Origin of the sequence: Proteiniphilum sp., assembly GCF_034331125.1 — a bacterium.
Classification (GTDB): Bacteria; Bacteroidota; Bacteroidia; order Bacteroidales; family Dysgonomonadaceae; genus Proteiniphilum; species Proteiniphilum saccharofermentans.
The window spans coordinates 56,954-76,555 of sequence record NZ_JAXQGC010000039.1 but is presented as its reverse complement, the minus strand read 5'-3'; the positions used below and the strand labels follow the sequence as shown (position 1 = coordinate 76,555).

The following is a 19,602-nucleotide window of genomic DNA, read 5'->3' as shown; positions in this document are numbered from 1 at the left end:
AGATAGAGGGAGAGAGAAACAATTCAACCGAAATGTTCTCCCCTCCTTCTTTCTATTTTTAATAAATATACTTTATTTTGATACTATAGTGTAGGTAACCTGTGCTGTATATACCGATTCGGCATCATCATGGATATATCTGTTAATGTACTTATATCCGGCTCCTGCAGCAGTGTTATCGTATGTTATATTATAATTAAGTACACTCCCACCCCGGGATGCTGTAATTATAGGGGTATCTCCTGTCGTTAAAGCTTGTTCATTAAATTCACCCACTGTGGTATTTGTTCCAAGTGATGCTAAAATCTTCACATCACCGGCTGATATAACCTCCGCTCCGTCACCTCTCTTAAACTCCCCGTTCGATTTCACATTTACTTGAAATCCTCCGGTACTGAATACGGTCAAATGATCTTTTTGCTCGGAAGAGACACCACTCGCATAATGATCTTTTGTTTCGTACACGAGATTTACTGTTTTCTGACTCGGATTAACAACAATTGTCTGGATTGGTTTAAACCTGATATTCACTGTTACATTATCCGTATTCGACGGACCTTCTGCTTTCACACTGTTCACACATACTAAACCGCAAATGATCAAAGCGGCGATTGAAAGAAAGTTTTTAGTTCTCATTTTTGAATTAATTTATAAAGTGTTTATTTCTTTATGCGGTCTGTTTAACGGCCGACCATGCCACAAATTTATATATAAAGGACATTTCATTACTCTTTATAGACAGCTGAATCCGCCAGATGTTAAGACAAAAATCCAGTAATCCATTGCTGTGCAATTTCTTTCGGGTTTTTACCTATTAAACTACTTGTAAAATAATCTTTTCTATGATCCGGATATCGAATCCTGCAGGGTGAAAGTGCAGATATCCTTAATACGAGTCAGTGAAGATGATTTTTGTATGCCTACTTATTTTTACTCTCTGTTCTATGTATAATCCATCATTTATTTAACCGACCCACGAATAAAGTTTTTCCGGGAAGCGCCTTTATTCCTTAAATACGGTTTAGAATACTAACCTACAACATATTACATCATATTCACTCAAAAAAGTGAGTCAAAGGTACGTCGACTTTTCGAAATAACAAAAAAAGGACATTATCTTTTATCTATTTAACATAGATAGTATTTATTAAATACTTTTAACTAAGGTTAAACATGCGTAATAAACTTAGTCCAAAATAGTTGTTTAAATTACATAAAAAACACACTGTTCATTTTTTAACGATTAATATAATAAATCATTAGATTTGGTGTCCGTTTTTTTATAAGATACTCTATTCGGCAACACATAAGTTGCATATTGATATATTAAGGATTTATAGTAAAACAAACAGGAAGAATGAACAAACAGGGAATCAGTGAAATCAGGTATCAGTTCTGCAGGGTTTATGAGAAGATTAAATAGAAACAGTAACCGTATCACCCTCGACAACAAATTTCACCGGGGATATTTTCTGAAGCTCCTTCAGCACATTTTCAATACCGGGTTGTTTGGTCGTTAGGGTATAACTGTAATTCAATGCTGCTGCATCTTGCACATGAAATTGCACATCAAATCTTCTCTCCAGTTCCTTTATCACTTCAGCAAGAGGGGTATCATAGAAATGGAGTACATTCTTTTTCCATAATGAAGCATTGGATGGATTGATAAGATTTCGCAAAGTTATTCTCCCGGTCGACTTATCATATTCTATTTTTTGTCCTGGCAACATGGGGTAGCTGTTTTGATGCACGTGAAAAGCGGTTCTCCCCTCATCCAGCACTACTTCTATAGTGTTGCTATTACCATAGGCTCTTACATTGAAAGAGGTACCTACTACCTCTGTCTCGGTATGCTGTGCGTGCACCACAAAGGGGCGGCTGCGATTGGAAGCCACGTTAAAATAGGCCTCTCCTTCGAGATAGATTTCTCTTTTTCGTAATCCGAATCTGTTCGGATAACGGATCTTTGTATCTGCATTAAGGAATACCTCTGTACCGTCCTGGAAAAAGATCCGCGCATCTTCTCCTTTAGGAACATATACTTCGGAATAGGTTGTTCCGGAGAAAAGATCAGTCTGTCTGTTCAGGTAAAAACCTAATCCTGAAAGAAGCAATATCGGCAAAAGAACGGCAACCACTTTGAGTAGATTTTTTCTGAAGCGGTTTTGGTAGATATTCCTGTCGATCCTTTTGTACAGGAGATCGGACTGTAATGGGGTAAATGATTTACCAAGGTCAGGTTCATTCTCCATCAGATAAGCATCTCTGTCGAGCATATCCGACAGGCATTGCTGCCCCTCGACCGTAGAAGAGAACCAATCGACCACCTCTACAGCCTCCTCTTTCGATGCCGATTCGGCTATAACCCTGTTAATAATATTTTTGTCCGATGATTGCATTTAATAAAGACTTTAGAGTCAAGAACCAAGACTTCTTAAACTAAAAGTGAAAAATGAAAGATTTCGGGTCTCGGACTTATGTCGCATTGATCCATTGGTAATTAGGAATTGGTAATTGCCAATTAAATCACTTTTCCACCATTCCACCATTCCACTTTCTATATTATATAGACACATATCCGGGTAAAAGAAATGAGTTTCGTTTCCTGTTTTTATAATAAGAGCATCTTAATCTGCTGAAAATAGGATCGTAATATTTTTAGAGATTCCTGATAATGGGACTTCACAGTATGAACTGATATCCCCATCTTATCGGCAATCTCCTGATTACTATCGGATGTCTTCAGTTTCCTCATACAGATTTCTTTTTTCTGAGGCGGAAGTTGTTCTATACATTTATAAAGCATTTCATACATCTGCTTTTCTTCCACCTCCCTCAAAATATCCTCATGTGCGGGAAAATCGATCTGCGCATTGACATAGTTAAGAGAAACTGCCTCCTTATGATCGCGGATCATATTCAGAATATAATTCTTTGTCATCGTATAGAGATAATTCTTCAAATTTATCTCTATATGAATATCTGCAGTGGATTCCCACAATTTTACGAACACATGCTGTACGGCATCTTCCGCCATTTGTACACTCTTGAGGTATTTCAGCGCCAATGAATAGAGATACCGGTGATATTTTTGATATATCATGGAGAAAGCCTCTTTATCCCTCTTTTTTAATAAGATGAATAAAGCGTGATCTTCATTTCTCTCCTTACCCCGGAACTCTTTTTGCATACAGCTGCCGTTCTATTTGTTGATTCAGTGATTGGCTGATCATTAATTACCAAATTTCAATTACTAATTACCAGCTATCAACTGTCCATTGTCAATTATCAATTGTTACCGAAACATCTGAACAATCCTTTGAATACCACTTATGAGCATATCTATTTCCTCTTTGGTATTATAAAAGGCAAAAGAAGCACGAACAGTACCTTCCACGCCCAGCTCGCGCATCAGCGGTTCAGCGCAATGGTGTCCGGTACGGACTGCAATCCCCATTTTATCCAGTAGGGTACCCATATCGTAGGGATGAATACCATCCACCAGAAAAGAGATTACGCTGCTCTTATCAGCGGCATTCCCCAGGATTCGCAATCCAGATACGGCAAGCAGCTTTTCGGTAGCATACCGGAGCAACTCGTGTTCATAAAGATCTATATTCTCTAATCCTATAGAAGTAATATAGCGCAGCGCCGAAGCCAATGCAGCCGTTCCCACAAAATCGGGAGTACCCGCTTCAAACTTGAATGGCAGGCTGTTGAAAGTGGTTTTCTGAAATGAAACACTCGAGATCATCTCTCCCCCACCCTGATAAGGGGAGAGTGCATCAAGCCATTTCTCTTTTCCATATAATACACCAACACCAGTAGGTCCATACACTTTATGCGAAGAGAAAACCAGGAAATCGCAATCGATCTCACGTACGTCCACTTTTCGGTGCTGCACACTTTGCGCCGCATCGATCAGTACGGGGATATCGTGCCGGTGTGCTATTTCCACGATCCGACTTATCGGATTGACTGTCCCCAGCACATTGGAGATATGGGTAACCGCAATCAGTTTGGTACGGGAAGTGATCTTTTTCTCCAATTCATCCAGGATCAGTTCACCCTCGGCATTGATTGGCACCACTTCCAGTTTCAATCCGTAATAATCACACTGCAACTGCCAGGGAACAATATTGGAATGGTGTTCCATAGCTGTGATCACCAGTTCGTCACCTTCCCGGCAGAAGTCCCTGCAAAATGATGACGCCACCAGATTGATCGACTCGGTGGCACCTCGTGTGAAAACGATTTCATTAGAAGACGCAGCGTTGATAAATTCCTGAACCGTCCTTCTTGAAGCTTCATGCTCATCAGTCGCCGCCTGGCTAAGGAAATGCACTCCCCTGTGTACATTGGCATTCACAGTAGTGTACATCTCATTGATCTTATCCATGACACACTGCGGCTTCTGGGTAGTAGCGGCATTGTCGAAATAGACCAATGGCTTACCGTATACCTCTCGCGAAAGTATCGGGAAATCGGCACGTATTTTATGTATATCGAGATCTTTCAATCAATTCAACATTCAAAATTCAAAATTCAGGATTTGACTACGTCGATTGTTAATTCAAGATTCCAAGATTTCAGAATTCAAGATTCTTCATTTCTCAACTTCTCCACTTCTTAGGCTTCTCCACTTCTAATTTCCAATCCACTAATCGTTAAATCAACAAATCACCTTTACTTACATACATTACAATTCCCACAGCGCATCAGTTCACCACGAAAACGCTTGTCGATAAGAGTAATCAGGCGATCCTGCAATGTAGGGATACGGATCATATCCACCACATCGCGAGTAAATGCCACCATAAGTAACAGGCGGGCTTCTTTTTTATCGATACCACGGGCGCGCATATAAAACAGGGCATCCTCATCAAGCTGTCCGGTAGTAAGTCCATGGGAACATTTTACGTCATCGGCATATATCTCCAACTGTGGCTTTGAGAACATTTGTGCTGTATTGGAAGAAACCAGATTACGGTTTGTCTGATAGGCCTGCGTTTTCTGTGCATCTTTCTCCACCAATATCTTTCCACAAAAAATACCGGTAGCCTTATCCTTCAACACATTTTTAAATAATTCGTTACTCATACAATTGGGCACTGCATGATCAAGAAAGGCAAAGTTATCGATATGCTGCGTTTTATCGCAGATAGCCAATCCTCCCGCATGCGCTTCGGCGTACTCTCCCAACAAACGGAACCTGTAATTGTTGCGTGTGTAGCCGTTGTGAAGTGTAATACCGCTGGTAACTACATTAGAATTCTCTTTTTGCTCACTGAAGAGATTGCTCAACCGGGTTACTTTTTCCGAATTCTCCTCCAGTTCGTAGAAATCAACTTGCGCAGAAGCTGCGGCTGAGATCTCCGTTACCTGGGTCACCACGAAGTGAACATCATCCACGGCATGGTCGCAGACAAGTAATTTCACATGGGCATTCTCTTCCGCAATAATCAATATTCTACGATTCACATTCAAATCTACCCCCCCTCGCAGGATATTAATCAACTGCAACGGCTTTTCAACCTCTACATTTTTGGGGACATATACTACAAAACCATCCTGGGCAAACATGGTGTTATAAGCCACTATGCCGTTATCCCTCATATCGGCAATCTGAGCATAATAAGTACCAAACTGTGCAGGATATTCTTTTGCGAATTGCAGCAAGCTACCGACAAAAACACCGGAAGGTAAATTCTCTGCTTGCTCTGCTTTATCATAATACCTGTCATTGATAAGAAAACAGGTATATGTAGAGAGGTTAGGCACGTCACATTTAAAAGCATCGTAAGGATTGACCGGGATAGGAATATTCCTTAGGTTCAATCCCAAATCTTTATCAAAACAGCGCATTATATTCGAGTGCTTGTATTCTTCCTGCTTTGAAGAGGGGAATCCAATCTGCGTGAATATATCGAAAGCTGCATCCCGGTGTCTGTTCAGCCCTTCTGCAGAATTAGCATCCAACTCACTGCGATACTGCTTAAACAGATCTATATATTGTTGTTCAATCATTTTTATCTAGGGGTTACGGGGTTACGGCCTTATCTTATCAGCCAATCGTATCCTTTCTTTTCAAGTTCTAAAGCGAGTTCCGGTCCACCCGATCTAATTATTTTACCTGCATATAACACATGTACGAAATCGGGTTTAATATATTCTAACAGACGCTGATAGTGGGTGATAAGAATAGTAGCATTCTCTCTGGTCTGCAGCTTATTTACACCGGCTGCGACCACCCTCAGGGCATCAATATCGAGACCTGAATCGGTTTCATCGAGGATAGACAACAGCGGGTTGATCATCGCCATCTGAAAGATCTCATTTTTTTTCTTTTCTCCTCCCGAGAAACCTTCGTTTACCGAACGACTTACCAGTTGGCTGTCCATACCCAGCAATTCACGTTTATCACGCATCAATTTCAGGAAATCTGTAGCCGATATGGGATCCTCATTCCTGTATTTTCTTTGCTCATTGACAGCAGCACGCATGAAGTTTACCATACTCACACCGGGGATCTCTACCGGATATTGGAAGCTGAGAAATATTCCCTCACGTGCCCTGTCTTCGGGTTCCATCTCCAGCAGTTCCTTTCCTTTAAAAAGAATACTGCCACGAGTAACTTCGAATTTCGGGTTGCCTGCCAGCACAGAAGCCAGGGTACTCTTTCCGGATCCGTTCGGGCCCATGACCGCATGTACTTCTCCGGCATTGACTTCCAGATCGATCCCTTTCAATATCTCCTGTTCTTCTACAATTGCATGCAGGTTCTTTATTTTTAACATATTATTTATTTTTTATTGAGTAACTACGGAGTAACAACTCTTACCATGAAATTGTTCTATCTTTATTCTTTACCCCTTTTCCTCTTCTGCTTCTTTGATTTTTTTGAAGAGGTCGGAAGCAAAAACGAAATCGTTCAGCTTTTCGTTGTCGGTTCCCATTACTTCCGATTTGTTCCCTTCCCATTCTTTGACTCCCTCATTGATGAAGATCACTTTGTCTCCGATATTGATTACCGAATTCATATCGTGTGACACTACTACAGTAGTCATTGAGAAATCTTTTGTCAGGTCGTGGATCAACTCATCGATGAGCTGGGATGTCTTGGGATCGAGGCCGGAATTAGGTTCATCGCAAAAAAGATACTTTGGATTCAAAGCGATGGCCCTCGCAATAGCCGCCCTCTTTTTCATTCCCCCGCTGATTTCAGAAGGATAAAGATTGGCAGCCTCCAGCAGATTCACCCTTTCCAGGCAAAACTCGGCCCGTTTTTTACGTTCACGACGATTCTTGCGTGAAAACATATCGAGAGGAAACATCACATTTTCCAATACTGTCCTTGAGTCGAAAAGGGCCGCTCCCTGGAAGAGCATCCCTATATCACGGCGCAACCGGCGTACTTCTTTCGATTTGAGTCCCACGAAATTCTTCCCGTCGTACCGGATCTCTCCCGAAGTAGGAGAAAGGAGACCGACAAGGCATTTCAGCAGAACAGTCTTCCCCGAGCCGCTCTTACCGATGATCATGTTCACCATCCCATTTTGAAAGGAAGCATTGATATTATCGAGAACAATCTCGCCGTCGAATTCCTTTCTCAGATTTTTCACTTCTATCATAGCGGCACTTCTTTACCCCAATACTAACTGCGTGAATACCAAATCACAAACCAATATCAATACGCTGTTGATTACCACTGAATTGGTACTGGCCTGGCCTACTTCCAATGCTCCTCCTTTAGCCGTATAACCAAAGTAGGCGGCAACAGAAGCGATAATAAAACCAAACACCATCGACTTGGCAATTGAGTACCAGATAAACGACTCCCTAAAGAAAGCCTGGATACCATATACATAGGTTTCTACCGATGGTGTCCCTAAAACCAGACAGATTATATAGCCGCCGGATAAACCGGTAAACATACTGAAGATAACCAATACCGGCATAAAAGCTACGAATGATGCTATCTTCGGGAATATCAAATAATTGGCAGAATTCACCCCCATAATATCCAATGCGTCGATCTGCTCGGTAATACGCATGGTACCTATTTCCGAAGCCACATTCGATCCCACTTTACCCGCCAATATCAGACACATAATGGTTGATGAGAACTCCAGGAGTATGATCTCACGCGAAACCATACCGACTGTGAATCGGGGTAGCATAGGAGAATCGATGTTCAGGGCAATCTGCAAGACAATCACCGCACCGATGAAGAAAGAGATAATCACCACGATCCATATTGAGTTCACCCCCAGGAAGAAGATCCCTTTTATGAATTCCTTCAGAAATTCACTCATCCTATCCGGAATAGTAAGCACCTTCTTCATCAACAGTGCATATTCACCTACATTTTCTATGGAACTGATAAAACTCATGTGGCTTGTTTGGGGCAAAGATAATCATTTTATTTTTTTATCGTCTGCGACAGCTTAAAGATCTTTCAGCTGGAGATCACTGGCCCCGCCATGGAGCCCTATACGCGTATTCATCAATGCCTTCCAGTGCTCCTGGTAATCCCCGTCGATATCAATCATGAAATCTTCCGATCCCTGTTCGTCCAATTCAGAAATCAACCGGTCTACCGTAATCAAACTGATATCCATGGCCGGCTGAAACGCCGGGACACGCTCATCACCATCAGAAGGCGTCACGGAAATAATCTTCAGCTCAACCAATTGATCCAGGATATCGTTGGTAAGCCGTCCGGGCACTTTACATCTGACCGATATCTGGTCGGCTGTGAGAGGCGGCTTTTCATCGGCAAAACGCTGCACAATTTCCGAGGCAATCATCAATGTAAAGAAATCCCTGTACCGACGGCTGATATTGCGCGTTTCCTTTTCAAACGAGAACTTACGCACGTTCTGCGCCGCGTAGGAGACCTCTGCGCCAATCAGCACGATGAACCACGACATCTGTATCCACAGTAGCATGAGGGGGATGGCGGCAAATGTACCGTAAATGGCATTGTAACGGGTAATCCACATCTGTCCGCTCAGGTAGAGCATCTGGAAGAACTGAAATGCGATCCCTGCAACCACTCCGGCTATCAGGGCATTCATAAACTTCACTTTTGTATTGGGCAGGAACTTATATAATGCAGTAAAAAGCAATATCATCACCACAAAGGGTACAATATCCAACAGTCTCGGAATAAAAGGATAGAGAATATAGATGATCTTGAGAGTATCGTTTTGCGGGTAGCTGAGAATATTCAGCGCATTGACGAGAATAAAAAATACAGGCATAAAGAGTACCATAGCAGTGTAATCGGTCACCTTTCGCCCAATCGCCCTTCCTTTATTAATCTGCCATATCTTATTCAGATTCCTCTCTATATCATTAAAGAGTACCAGGATAGTATATAGAAACAACAAAATACCTATTCCGGCAAATACACCCCCACCCTTTGCTTCTTCGAGCGAGTTATCGATAATCTGGAACAGGAGATTGAGAAATTCACGGGTCCGTCCTTCTGCCGACACCTCTTCTTCACCGGCTCCAGCCGGGGAAAGAGCTGAATTCACCGTTATCTCCTCACTTGCCTGATAAATCGTATCCACTGCCCCTATCCCCGCAGTAATGGTTATAGTACTATCGGTTCCCGGCTCCGGCGTTGCAACTACGATCTCATCCGCAGGCTTGTTACCCAGCATAAAATTGAAGATACTGCTCTCCATAATATTCTCGATTCCGAACCCACGGGCAATAGCAAAGATAATGGCCAGTAAAGGTACAATGGAGAGAAGTGTCCTGTATGTGAGCGAACGGGCACTGGCTGCAATATCCAGTTCCTGTACATTCCTCACGGTGAGCATAACCGTCTTTATGGCATCATACAGGATATTCTTTTTGCCGGAGAGTGTCTCTGGATTTTGACGCCAGATACCGTATGAGAGGAAATGGATCAACTCTTTTATCTTGATCTTCAGCCGCTCAAGTCTACCTGGCCGTTCCTCTTCCGGTTCGTATCTCTTTTTTTTCCTTGCCATGACTTTTCAACTTCGTTGCACTATTTCTCGCTATGACATAATATAAACAAGTTTATCTTCTGCTCATTTAGCTTAACGAAATAGTTCTTATAAAAAAGCAGCCGGTCTGTAAGCCGGGTTCTGTATACCGACGAATCGGATGTTTGTCATTTATCTACGGAAAAGTGTCACCACTCTCCTTTAGCGGCCTACCCCTCGGCATCGGGCGAGCAACCCTAAGTATCCGATATACATGGCCTTGCAACCCATAATGCGTACGGCACACTGCATTGCTGCAACGTCCGGTGAGCTCTTACCTCACCTTTTCACCCTTACTCCGGCACCGGCCGGAGCGGTCGTTTTCTGTTACGCTTATCTGCCCTCACGGACAGCTTCCCGTTAGGAAGTATGGCGCTCTGTGTTGCCCGGACTTTCCTCCTCCCGCCTGGCGGGAAGCGACAAACCGACCTGCTGCAAGTGCAAAAGTAATACTAAATTAGGGAATAATGCGAAAATTTGTGCATAAATGACTCATAATAGGTCTTAGAGACAGGGATATCAGGTGTGCGTCCTTCATCCAATTCCAACACAATGCCACCTTTTATCTTCTTCAATATTTTCACCTTGTCCATATTTACTATATAAGAACGATGGCAACGGATCAAAGGTGTATCTTTAGTAAGATGTTCCTCCATCCATTTCAGGGAGTTACGCAACAGAAATTTGGACACGCCCGACTTATTAAGGTAAAAGATAGTAGCATAATTATCTGCAGACTCAATATAGAGCAGATTTTCCAGCATCACCGATATTTTAAGATCCCCTTTCTCATCAGGGAACGCGATCAACGTTTTCGCACGGGTATCGGCAGATTTCTCCTGCTCGATATGTTCCAGAAGTGTACTTTTCTCTTTCCATGAGAAATAGAGCCAGGTGATGGCATAGGGTAAAAGCAGTACTAAGGCGGTATTGAAGAGGCTTTGCCGGAAGATCTCGGAGATATCCCTCTCGATCCCGTCTTTGGGAAAAAATCTTGCGAAGAGGGTATAAAAAACAGCCATCGAGACCACTTCGCACAATATCCATAATACGTACTGCCAATATAATACATCCCTTTTTTTCGAATAGGCTGTAAGGATCATCCGGCTGATCACCACCACTAACATACCGGTAAGGATGATCAGGCTCGAAAACGCAAAATACTTGGTATCCGAAATGCCGGGGTACCAGTCACGGGAACCGAACGGTTGAAAAAGATTGATAAACAGCAGGGCAAAAAGAGCTGTAAAAAGAATCGTTTTTATGCTGTTCCTTTTCTCATACAAATATGCAGGGATCTTTCCGTCCATTGTAGAATGAATTTATATGTCCACCCGGTACACGAACGCAGAGGCAAGCTTGCTTGCACTATGCTGAGGCGCATCTTATATTATGCAAAAGTAAATTTTTATTGATGACTTACCAAAATAATCGGATTTTCCGGCGGTTTTTTTCACCCCTGAATAACCGATTTCACCCCATATGCAGGATTCTGTCCCATTTTCATCGCACCCTTCCCTTTGATTTGTACAAGAGTGAGAAAGCCTGTTCTTTTGCTGAAAAAGCAGGTGAGTTATGATGAATTACAACGAACGATACATTACGCTGAATAACCGTTTCAAACAAGGAATGGACTGTCATATAGAAGAAACAGGCATCAACATACGTTTCTTCCGCTTCAACAGTCTTTCAAGTGACGAAAGAGGCGGCACGCTGCCACATACGGACAGTAACATACTCGAAAACTTTTCGTTCGAATACCCGGTATTCGCTCCTTCGGGCAAATCCAGGCAAAAGGAAGCCATATTGCTACTGCATGGGCTGAATGAACGAAACTGGAGTAAATATCTCACTTGGGCGGAATATCTATGTTTCAATACCGGTAAGCCCGTGATACTTTTCCCTATCGCTTTCCACATAAACCGTGCACCTATGACATGGTCGAATCCGCGTAGCTTAATGAGCCTGCTGAATTTCCGCAAAGAGAAGTACATCGACGATCGTACTATCAGCTATGCCAATGTGGCCTTGAGCGACCGGATCAGTCAGAGTCCGGAACGGTTTTATCTGTCGGGGAGGCAAACCTGGGCAGATTTGACAGTCCTGTTCGAAGAGATAAAAAACGGCCAGCATCCCCTTTTCAAAGAAGATGCGCAAATTGACATCTTTGCCTATTCGATCGGCGCTTTCCTATCACAGGTAGCCCTAATGGCTAACGAAAAAGGTCTTTTCTCGGATTCCCGGCTCTTTATGTTTTGTGGAGGAAGCATCTTTCGCTCTATGTTCGGCATTTCCAGAAGTATCCTGGACAAACCTGCTTTTGAAAAACTGCAGCAGTACTACATCCATATTTTTGGAAACGAAGCCGTTCCCCTATGGGAACGTGACAATGCTTTCAACGCTTTTCTCCGGATGATCACCCCCGAAAGATTTCGTTCCGAACGTGAAAAATTCTTCTCTTGTTTCAAAGAAAGGATCAGGGGGATTGCCTTGTCCAACGATCTTGTGATCCCTTATCACGGGGTGTTGGAAGCATTGGGTAAAAAAAATGCGGAATCGACCATCCAATTACTTGATTTTCCGTTCCCCTATACGCACGAAAATCCGTTCCCCCTCACTTCAAAAGATACCACCTCCCTGAACAATGCCTTCACCAATGTTTTTTCCCGGGCAGCAGAGTTTTTGGCATAAATTCATTTTGCACTCACTTAATGAAATAGTTCAGCTATTCCCTGTCAAATAACAGCGTTGTTGCTCCTTCGTAATAAATCGTCTTTGTAGAGGCGTCCTATCGGCACTATTTTTCCGGCTAAGGTCAATTGATTGCGTTCTATCATTTCGATAACACAAAAAAATGTTTATTGGCCATAATATGCAGTTCGTCGATTTTTTTTGTCAAAACGAAAAATTATACTTTTTTTTGTACGTCAAAAAGGTTTGGGTTATTGAATTCATCTTCCTATTCCTTTTAAGATTGGGTTATTCCTCATTTGTTACGATGTAAAAATCATCAATTATTTATGAGTCATAAAATTAAAAAAAACGCGTATTTCATTTCGTCGGCGCTTCTGATAATGCTATTCTCAACCGCCTGCGGAAACAGATCAAAAAATGACGCCAACACTTTATCAGCAAGGGTTTATCCAGTACAGGAGCTTACAAAGCAGACTGCCGTACTGGAATCGGTATTCCCCGTTACACTGAGAGGGGAAGAAGATGCTGAGATCAAACCGCGGGTGAACGGATATATAGACAAGGTATATATCGAAGAGGGCGCTGTTGTGAAAAAAGGGCAGGCGCTGTTCTCTATTAATTCGCCTACTTCCGAACATGACCTGGCCTCGGCAAAAGCAGCATTGGAGAGTGCAAACGCCAACCTCAATACAGCACGGTTAAATGTGGAACGCATACGTCCTCTTGCCGAAAAGAATATCGTCAGCGGGGTGCAGCTCCAAACCTACGAGAATGCTTATACTGCAGCACAAGCGGCACATAATGAGGCGCAGGTGGCATTAAGAGCGGCACAAGCCACTTCCGGCTGGACAACTGTCACCAGCCCTATCGATGGTATCGTGGGATCAATCCCGTACCGTAGCGGAAATATGGTTACCAGTACAACAACACTTACCACCGTTTCAAAGACCAACACTGCGTATGCTTATTTTTCCCTGAACGAAAAGGCATTATCATCATTGCTGGAAACTCTTGAAGGGGAAACACAGTCCGAAAAAATAAACAACATTCCTGAAACCACCCTCCTTCTGGCAGATGGGAGCATTTATCCCGAAAAGGGGAAAATAACAGCCATTTCCGGTATTATAAATTCCCAAACAGGTTCGGTTACCCTTCGCGCCAATTTCCCCAATAAGAACGGAGCGCTCAGAAGCGGAGCCAGTGGCAGAATATCCATTCCCAGAGAGCTGGATGATGTTTTTGTCATACCCCAAAAAGCCACTTTTACCCAACAGGACAAAGTGGTACTCTATAAAGTGGTGAAAGATTCGGCCAATGAAAACGACTCCACCGTGCAAACAATTATATCGGTACTTCCTTTGCCCGATGGCAAGCATTATGCCGTAACCTCCGGCTTGTCCGAAGGAGACAGGATCGTCGTGGACGGGATAGCCACATTAGCCAACGCACGAAAAATAAAAACGGAACGTTTTCGTTAAGCAAGAGCAGAACAAATTTATTTGTTTTGCCGAGCGAAGAAAACGCCTAATGTAATTGAACAACAATAATATGCTGAAAATATTTGTAGAAAGGCCGGTGCTTGCCACCGTTATTTCGATCCTGATAGTAGTGCTGGGGATAATAGGCCTGGCTACGCTCCCCGTAGAACAATATCCCAACATCTCTCCTCCCACCATACGTGTATCCACTAATTATAGTGGAGCGAGCGCAGAAGTGGTGATGAACAGCGTGATCATACCGTTGGAAGAGCAGATAAACGGTGTGGAAGGTATGACTTATATGACTTCCACCGCTACAAACAGTGGTTCGGGAAGCATCACTGTATATTTTGAACCGGGGGTTAATCAGGATATCGCTGCCGTGATGGTACAAAACCGGGTAAGCCAGGCAACCTCTCTCCTTCCGGCAGAAGTTACACGGTCCGGTGTAACTGTTGCAAAACAGCAGAGTGATAATGTATTGACAATCTCTTTGTCGTCTACCAATCCCGATCACGACCAGGCATTTATCCAGAATTATACCGATATCAACGTACTGCCTCAGATAAAACGTGTGATGGGTGTGGGTGATGCCAGCGTAATGGGAGCAAAGACATATTCAATGCGAATCTGGCTGAACCCGAACCTTATGGCATCCTACAATCTGACACCTGCCGAGGTGCAGGCAGCGTTAAACGACCAGAATGTGGAAGCAGCCCCGGGTTCAATCGGTCAGAACAGCGATCAGACATTCGAATATTCATTGCAATATACCGGAAGATTAAAGTCGGTAGAAGAGTTCGAGAACATTATTATCCGTTCTCAGGACGGGCATATACTCCGGCTGGGCGATGTGGCAGAGGTTGAATTAGGTGCCCTGTTTTACGCAGTAATGTCAGCTACCGATGGTACCCCTTCGGTAGTGATGCAGGTAAGCCAGATCGCCGGCTCCAATGCTACCGAGTTGATCAAAAATATAAAAGCGACACTCGATGAAGCCTCAAAGACGTTTCCTCCGGGTTTTAAATTCGTCTATATGTCAGATGCCAGCGAATTTTTAGATGCATCTATCTCCAAAGTTATTTCTACCTTCTTTGAAGCGTTCCTGCTGGTGTTTCTGGTCGTGTTTGTTTTCTTACAAAGTTTCCGTTCTACCTTGATCCCCGCAATAGCCGTTCCGGTAGCCATCATAGGTACCTTCTTCGTGTTGCAGGTAATGGGATTTTCGATCAACCTGTTGACGCTGTTCGCGCTCATCCTTGCCATCGGTATTGTGGTGGACGACGCCATAGTGGTGGTCGAAGCAGTGCATGCCCAGTTGGAGAAGGGAGCCAAGAATGCGAAAGAAGCAACTCTGTTGACATTAAAGGAGATAGCCCCGGCCATCATATCTATTACATTGGTGATGGCATCGGTATTTATTCCGGTTAGTTTTATCGGCGGGACGAGCGGTGTCTTTTACCGACAATTCGGTCTGACACTGGCAGTGGCCATTTTCATTTCGGCGATCAATGCACTTACTTTAAGTCCCTCGTTGAGTGCTTTGTTACTCACTTCACCGCATGCGGCAGAGGCGGCAGAAAAGAAAAATATATTCAAACGCTTTACGGCATGGTTTAACAAATGGTTCCAGAAACTGACCGATCAATATGAAAAGACACTGCATTTCCTGGGAAAGAAAAATCATCGTTGGATAACCGCAGTAATGATTATAATATTCAGCGTGGCGCTGTTTCTATTGATGAAGACTACGCCCACCGGGTTTGTTCCCCAGGAGGATAGCGGATCGGTACTTTGCATGCTCACCCTGCCACCGGGTTCATCGCTCGAGAGGACCGACTCTATGGTACATAGGGCGTACGAAATCGCAAAAGAGATCCCTGAAGTGGCACATATTTCAAGTATCAGCGGTGTCAACTTTATGAGCGGTCTGGGTAGCCCTTACGGCACACTCATCATCAAACTGACCCCCTGGAAAGATCGCAAAAGAACAGCTTCGGATGTGGTGACTGTTTTAACCGAAAAAACAAGTTCTATTATCGGAGCCTCATTTACGGTGTTCAGTTCTCCCACATTAAGGGGATTTGGGTTGAGTAGCGGTGTAGAGTTAAAGATGCAGGACAGGACAGGAGGGAATATCTATGATTTCTTTGATGTCACACAGGATTTTTTGGGTAAGTTACAGTCTACGGATCAAATCCTGACCGCTTACACCACTTTCAATCCCAATTTTCCCCAAAAACAGATAGAAGTGGATATTGCCAAGGTAAAAGAATCGGGATTGCAACTCAACGATATTTTATCCACCCTGCAAATGTATATCGGCAGTATGTACGCCTCCAACTTTACGTTGTATGGGAAGCCCTACCGTGTTATTATACAGGCATCGCCCGAATATCGTAAAAACATGGATAACCTGGATGCCCTTTTTGTGAAAACAGCGTCAGGCGAGATGTCACCTATTACCGAATACCTGACAATAACCGACTTTTCCGGGCCACAATCCTACACCCGGTACAATATGTACACGTCGATGGACGTAACCATTATACCCAACTTTAGTGAAGGATATAGTACCGGTGACGTTATCGATCTTGTCGACCAGATGGGAGCGGACGAGCTACCGGTAGGATATGGGTTCGAATATACAGGAATGACACGTGAGGAGGTCAGCAGCGGCAACCAGACACTGCTTATCTTCCTGATCTGTCTGGTATTCGTCTATCTCCTTCTTTGCGCCCTTTATGAAAGTTATCTCATACCTTTTGCTGTAATATTTTCGCTTCCGGTAGGTTTGGCAGGTGTATTTATCTTTTTGAAATTATTTGGGGTGACACAAGGTATTACCAATAACATATATGTCCAGATCTCCCTTATCATGCTGATCGGCCTGTTGGCCAAAAATGCCATTCTGATAGTGGAATTTGCCATCCAACGGCGAAAACAGGGAATGAATGTAGTGGATGCCGCCGTCAAGGGAGCGGTGGCCCGCTTGCGTCCTATCCTGATGACCTCATTCGCTTTCATTGCAGGACTGACACCCCTCTTTTTTGCAACCGGAGCAGGTTCTGTCGGGAACCGTTCCATCGGTATCAGTGCCATTGGAGGTATGCTGATCGGAACAGTGTTGGGAGTATTGATCATTCCTTCACTTTACATCATATTCCAGACAATGCATGACAAGTTTGCAAAATCGGGCATAGTGAACATAAGTGATGACCCAATAAACAAAAATAGCAATGAACAAAAATAAAAATATACTGCCGGTCATTTTCATAGGGATCGTCTTTGTTTTTCTGGGATTATCCTCCTGTCAGGTGTTAAACCGCTACCAAACACCGAAAATAGATACGTCGGACCTATACAGGGACAGTCACGCAGGTGATACAACCACCATTGCCGATATCCCCTGGAGGGAGTTTTTCACCGACACCTACCTGATTGGATTGATCGAGGAAGGCCTGGAGAATAATGCTGATTTGCAGGTGGCGGTAACCGGTATCCGCCAGGCCGAAGCGATCCTGAATATGGCGCGCGCATCCTATTTCCCCACTGTATCACTTACAGGCCAGGTATCGAATATGACAACGAGTGATGCCAATAAGACGCTTGGCTACAATTCAAATAACGTTTCATTGGGAATTGCCGCATCGTGGGAACTGGACCTGTGGGGAAAACTGAACCGCCAGTCAAGGTCGAAATATGCTTTATTGCTGAAAAGCCATTCTTATAGGAATCTCATCCAGAGCTCACTCATCGCTAATATTACCACCTCTTATTACTCTCTTCTGGCGCTCGACGAGCAACTGCGTATCACTACAGAAACAGTCAGGCTCCTGGAAAAAAATGTGGAAACAATGATGGCGCTGAAAGAGGCAGGCATGCAAAATGTAAATGAGGCCGCCGTAGAACAAAGCCGGGCTTTGATGTTAAGGACAAAATTGAGCATCTATGATTTAGAAAGTGCTATCCATCAACTGGAAAACGGTATTTCAGTGATGCTGGGGCGCAAACCCGGTGCAATAGAACGCTCGGCATTCGAGGCCCAGGCAGTCCCCGCAAGGCTGGAGACTGGTGTTCCCGCCCAGCTGTTGGCAAGACGTCCCGATGTAATACAGGCAGAACTTGACTTACGTGCTGCTTTTGAGTTGACGAATGCGGCACAGGCGAGTTTTTATCCCTCTGTCACATTGAATGCAGGTTCGATGATCGGTCTTGCGGCACCGGGTTTCACCAATTTCTTCAGCAGTGAGAATTTATTGGCCAATGTAATCGGGGGACTGACCCAGCCTATCTTCAACAGGGGACAATTAAAAGGAAACCTGAAAATAGCAAAAGCCCAACAGGAAGCAGCCCTGATTACTTTCAAGAACACTGTATTAAGGGCAGGACAGGAAGTATCGGATATCCTGTTTTCTTATGAATCTTCCGTCAAAAAAAACAGTATCCGCCAGGAGCAAATCAACTCAACCCAGAAAGCAGTGGAGTATACAAAAGAATTACTGGTCGCCGGTGAAGCAAATTATACAGAAGTGCTCACGGCAGAGCAAAACTATCTCTCGGCACAACTTAGCGAGGTAAGTGACAAGCTCGAACAATTGCAGTATTCAGTCAATTTATACCGGGCTTTGGGAGGAGGAGCTGAATGACTTACCTGCTGTTCCCTTTAGTTATCCTTATAAAAGGATAGCCGTCTGTTAAATGATAGTCGATTTATCAGGTTATCATATTTTTTTGTATTTTTGACTTTCTGTATTATCAAAAAAATGAAAAAAACGGCATTCGATGCAAGCCCCATCAACATACAAGGCTCATTTTGAAGAAGTGTATATCTCCTTCTATTCAAGGATGAAGCGTTTTGCCGGGCAATATGTGATCCGCGAGGAAGATGCGGAAAATATTGTCCAGGATATTTTTTTTGAACTATGGGAAAAACAGTCAGAGTTCACCTCTTTTATCAACCTCAACGGATTCCTGTTTATGATGCTAAAAAACAGGTGTATCGACTTTCTCCGGCGGAAGACATTGGAGCAACAGGCCGCAGAGGAAATACAATCTGAATATATCCATACCCTGAAACTGAAATTCGAATCGCTCGAAGCCTTAGAAAATAAATTCCTTACTGAAGCCGATATAGATACTATTATTCAAAATGCCATAGACAGGCTGCCGGAAAAATGCAGGGAAATTTTTGTGATGAATAAGATTGAAGGGAAGAAACAGAAAGTGATTGCTCAAGAACTCAATATCTCTATCCACACCGTGGAAAGTCAGATGGCCATTGCTTATAAAAAACTAAAAGAAGCATTAAAGGATTGCGTACCACTCTTTCTCTTCCTTTTTATTTGATTTTCAATAAAGTCAGGCTTTTTCTACGCTCAACATAGTCAACACAAGTTTCG

General features: G+C 43.4%; 15 protein-coding genes and 1 other RNA gene. 5 read left to right on the top strand and 11 right to left on the bottom strand.

Annotated features, from left to right (window positions below):
* Window positions 1-72: 72 nt before the first annotated feature.
* The 11 genes from U2P89_RS09380 to U2P89_RS09330 all read right to left on the bottom strand — a co-directional run bounded on the left by U2P89_RS09380 (window position 73) and on the right by U2P89_RS09330 (window position 11,338).
* The gene (locus U2P89_RS09380; RefSeq protein WP_092025677.1) at window positions 73-636 is read right to left on the bottom strand and encodes a hypothetical protein; all 564 of its coding nucleotides are present in this window, start codon (window positions 634-636) and stop codon (window positions 73-75) included.
* 779 nt (window positions 637-1,415) lie between these two features.
* Window positions 1,416-2,399 carry a FecR family protein gene (locus U2P89_RS09375; RefSeq protein ID WP_019540041.1) on the bottom strand — a complete coding sequence of 328 codons (984 nt, stop codon included), beginning with the start codon at window positions 2,397-2,399 and terminating at the stop codon, window positions 1,416-1,418.
* Between the two features lie 212 nt (window positions 2,400-2,611).
* Window positions 2,612-3,190, bottom strand: a complete 579-nt coding sequence (locus U2P89_RS09370) for an RNA polymerase sigma-70 factor (RefSeq protein ID WP_076928341.1) — start codon at window positions 3,188-3,190, stop codon at window positions 2,612-2,614.
* Between the two features lie 105 nt (window positions 3,191-3,295).
* Window positions 3,296-4,519 (bottom strand): cysteine desulfurase, encoded by a 1,224-nt coding sequence (locus U2P89_RS09365; RefSeq protein WP_322191250.1) that lies wholly within the window; start codon window positions 4,517-4,519, stop codon window positions 3,296-3,298.
* A gap of 167 nt (window positions 4,520-4,686) precedes the next feature.
* Window positions 4,687-6,027, bottom strand: coding sequence for a Fe-S cluster assembly protein SufD (gene sufD, locus U2P89_RS09360; protein ID WP_092025683.1), 1,341 nt, complete (start codon window positions 6,025-6,027; stop codon window positions 4,687-4,689).
* A gap of 29 nt (window positions 6,028-6,056) precedes the next feature.
* Complete coding sequence (gene sufC / locus U2P89_RS09355) at window positions 6,057-6,797, bottom strand: Fe-S cluster assembly ATPase SufC (protein WP_091908642.1); 741 nt, start codon at window positions 6,795-6,797, stop codon at window positions 6,057-6,059.
* 69 nt (window positions 6,798-6,866) lie between these two features.
* Complete coding sequence (locus U2P89_RS09350) at window positions 6,867-7,631, bottom strand: ABC transporter ATP-binding protein (protein WP_091908645.1); 765 nt, start codon at window positions 7,629-7,631, stop codon at window positions 6,867-6,869.
* Between the two features lie 12 nt (window positions 7,632-7,643).
* On the bottom strand, window positions 7,644-8,393 hold the full coding sequence (locus U2P89_RS09345; RefSeq protein WP_091908648.1) for an MlaE family ABC transporter permease: 750 nt from the start codon (window positions 8,391-8,393) through the stop codon (window positions 7,644-7,646).
* A gap of 54 nt (window positions 8,394-8,447) precedes the next feature.
* Entirely contained in the window at window positions 8,448-10,010 is a 1,563-nt protein-coding gene (locus tag U2P89_RS09340; RefSeq protein ID WP_322191249.1) for a YihY/virulence factor BrkB family protein, read from the bottom strand.
* 93 nt (window positions 10,011-10,103) lie between these two features.
* An RNA gene (rnpB, locus tag U2P89_RS09335) (RNase P RNA component class A) lies at window positions 10,104-10,464 on the bottom strand.
* 16 nt (window positions 10,465-10,480) lie between these two features.
* On the bottom strand, window positions 10,481-11,338 hold the full coding sequence (locus U2P89_RS09330) for a LytTR family DNA-binding domain-containing protein (RefSeq protein ID WP_322191248.1): 858 nt from the start codon (window positions 11,336-11,338) through the stop codon (window positions 10,481-10,483).
* 265 nt (window positions 11,339-11,603) lie between these two features.
* Between U2P89_RS09330 and U2P89_RS09325 the strand changes: the two genes are divergently transcribed.
* The 5 genes from U2P89_RS09325 (at window position 11,604) to U2P89_RS09305 (ending at window position 19,549) form a co-directional block, all read left to right on the top strand.
* Window positions 11,604-12,719: a DUF6051 family protein gene (locus U2P89_RS09325; protein WP_322191247.1), complete on the top strand. Its 1,116-nt coding sequence runs from the start codon at window positions 11,604-11,606 to the stop codon at window positions 12,717-12,719.
* Between the two features lie 329 nt (window positions 12,720-13,048).
* Complete coding sequence (locus U2P89_RS09320) at window positions 13,049-14,200, top strand: efflux RND transporter periplasmic adaptor subunit (RefSeq protein ID WP_313381763.1); 1,152 nt, start codon at window positions 13,049-13,051, stop codon at window positions 14,198-14,200.
* A 70-nt stretch (window positions 14,201-14,270) separates the two neighbouring features.
* Complete coding sequence (locus U2P89_RS09315; RefSeq protein WP_322191246.1) at window positions 14,271-17,453, top strand: efflux RND transporter permease subunit; 3,183 nt, start codon at window positions 14,271-14,273, stop codon at window positions 17,451-17,453.
* Window positions 17,440-18,849, top strand: a complete 1,410-nt coding sequence (locus U2P89_RS09310; protein WP_322191245.1) for a TolC family protein — start codon at window positions 17,440-17,442, stop codon at window positions 18,847-18,849. Before U2P89_RS09315 ends, U2P89_RS09310 begins: the two co-directional genes overlap by 14 nt.
* Window positions 18,850-18,985: 136 nt before the next feature.
* Window positions 18,986-19,549 (top strand): RNA polymerase sigma-70 factor, encoded by a 564-nt coding sequence (locus U2P89_RS09305; protein ID WP_322191244.1) that lies wholly within the window; start codon window positions 18,986-18,988, stop codon window positions 19,547-19,549.
* Window positions 19,550-19,602 lie beyond the last annotated feature (53 nt).

Excerpts from the sequence above, each read along its gene's own strand:
- U2P89_RS09380 (WP_092025677.1), bottom strand. The coding sequence starts at position 636 with ATGAGAACTAAAAACTTTCTTTCAATCGCCGCTTTGATCATTTGCGGT.
- U2P89_RS09375 (WP_019540041.1), bottom strand. The coding sequence starts at position 2,399 with ATGCAATCATCGGACAAAAATATTATTAACAGGGTTATAGCCGAATCG.
- U2P89_RS09370 (WP_076928341.1), bottom strand. The coding sequence starts at position 3,190 with ATGCAAAAAGAGTTCCGGGGTAAGGAGAGAAATGAAGATCACGCTTTA.
- sufD (WP_092025683.1), bottom strand. The coding sequence starts at position 6,027 with ATGATTGAACAACAATATATAGATCTGTTTAAGCAGTATCGCAGTGAG.
- sufC (WP_091908642.1), bottom strand. The coding sequence starts at position 6,797 with ATGTTAAAAATAAAGAACCTGCATGCAATTGTAGAAGAACAGGAGATA.
- U2P89_RS09350 (WP_091908645.1), bottom strand. The coding sequence starts at position 7,631 with ATGATAGAAGTGAAAAATCTGAGAAAGGAATTCGACGGCGAGATTGTT.
- U2P89_RS09345 (WP_091908648.1), bottom strand. The coding sequence starts at position 8,393 with ATGAGTTTTATCAGTTCCATAGAAAATGTAGGTGAATATGCACTGTTG.
- U2P89_RS09340 (WP_322191249.1), bottom strand. The coding sequence starts at position 10,010 with ATGGCAAGGAAAAAAAAGAGATACGAACCGGAAGAGGAACGGCCAGGT.
- U2P89_RS09330 (WP_322191248.1), bottom strand. The coding sequence starts at position 11,338 with ATGGACGGAAAGATCCCTGCATATTTGTATGAGAAAAGGAACAGCATA.
- U2P89_RS09325 (WP_322191247.1), top strand. The coding sequence starts at position 11,604 with ATGATGAATTACAACGAACGATACATTACGCTGAATAACCGTTTCAAA.
- U2P89_RS09320 (WP_313381763.1), top strand. The coding sequence starts at position 13,049 with ATGAGTCATAAAATTAAAAAAAACGCGTATTTCATTTCGTCGGCGCTT.
- U2P89_RS09315 (WP_322191246.1), top strand. The coding sequence starts at position 14,271 with ATGCTGAAAATATTTGTAGAAAGGCCGGTGCTTGCCACCGTTATTTCG.
- U2P89_RS09310 (WP_322191245.1), top strand. The coding sequence starts at position 17,440 with ATGAACAAAAATAAAAATATACTGCCGGTCATTTTCATAGGGATCGTC.
- U2P89_RS09305 (WP_322191244.1), top strand. The coding sequence starts at position 18,986 with ATGCAAGCCCCATCAACATACAAGGCTCATTTTGAAGAAGTGTATATC.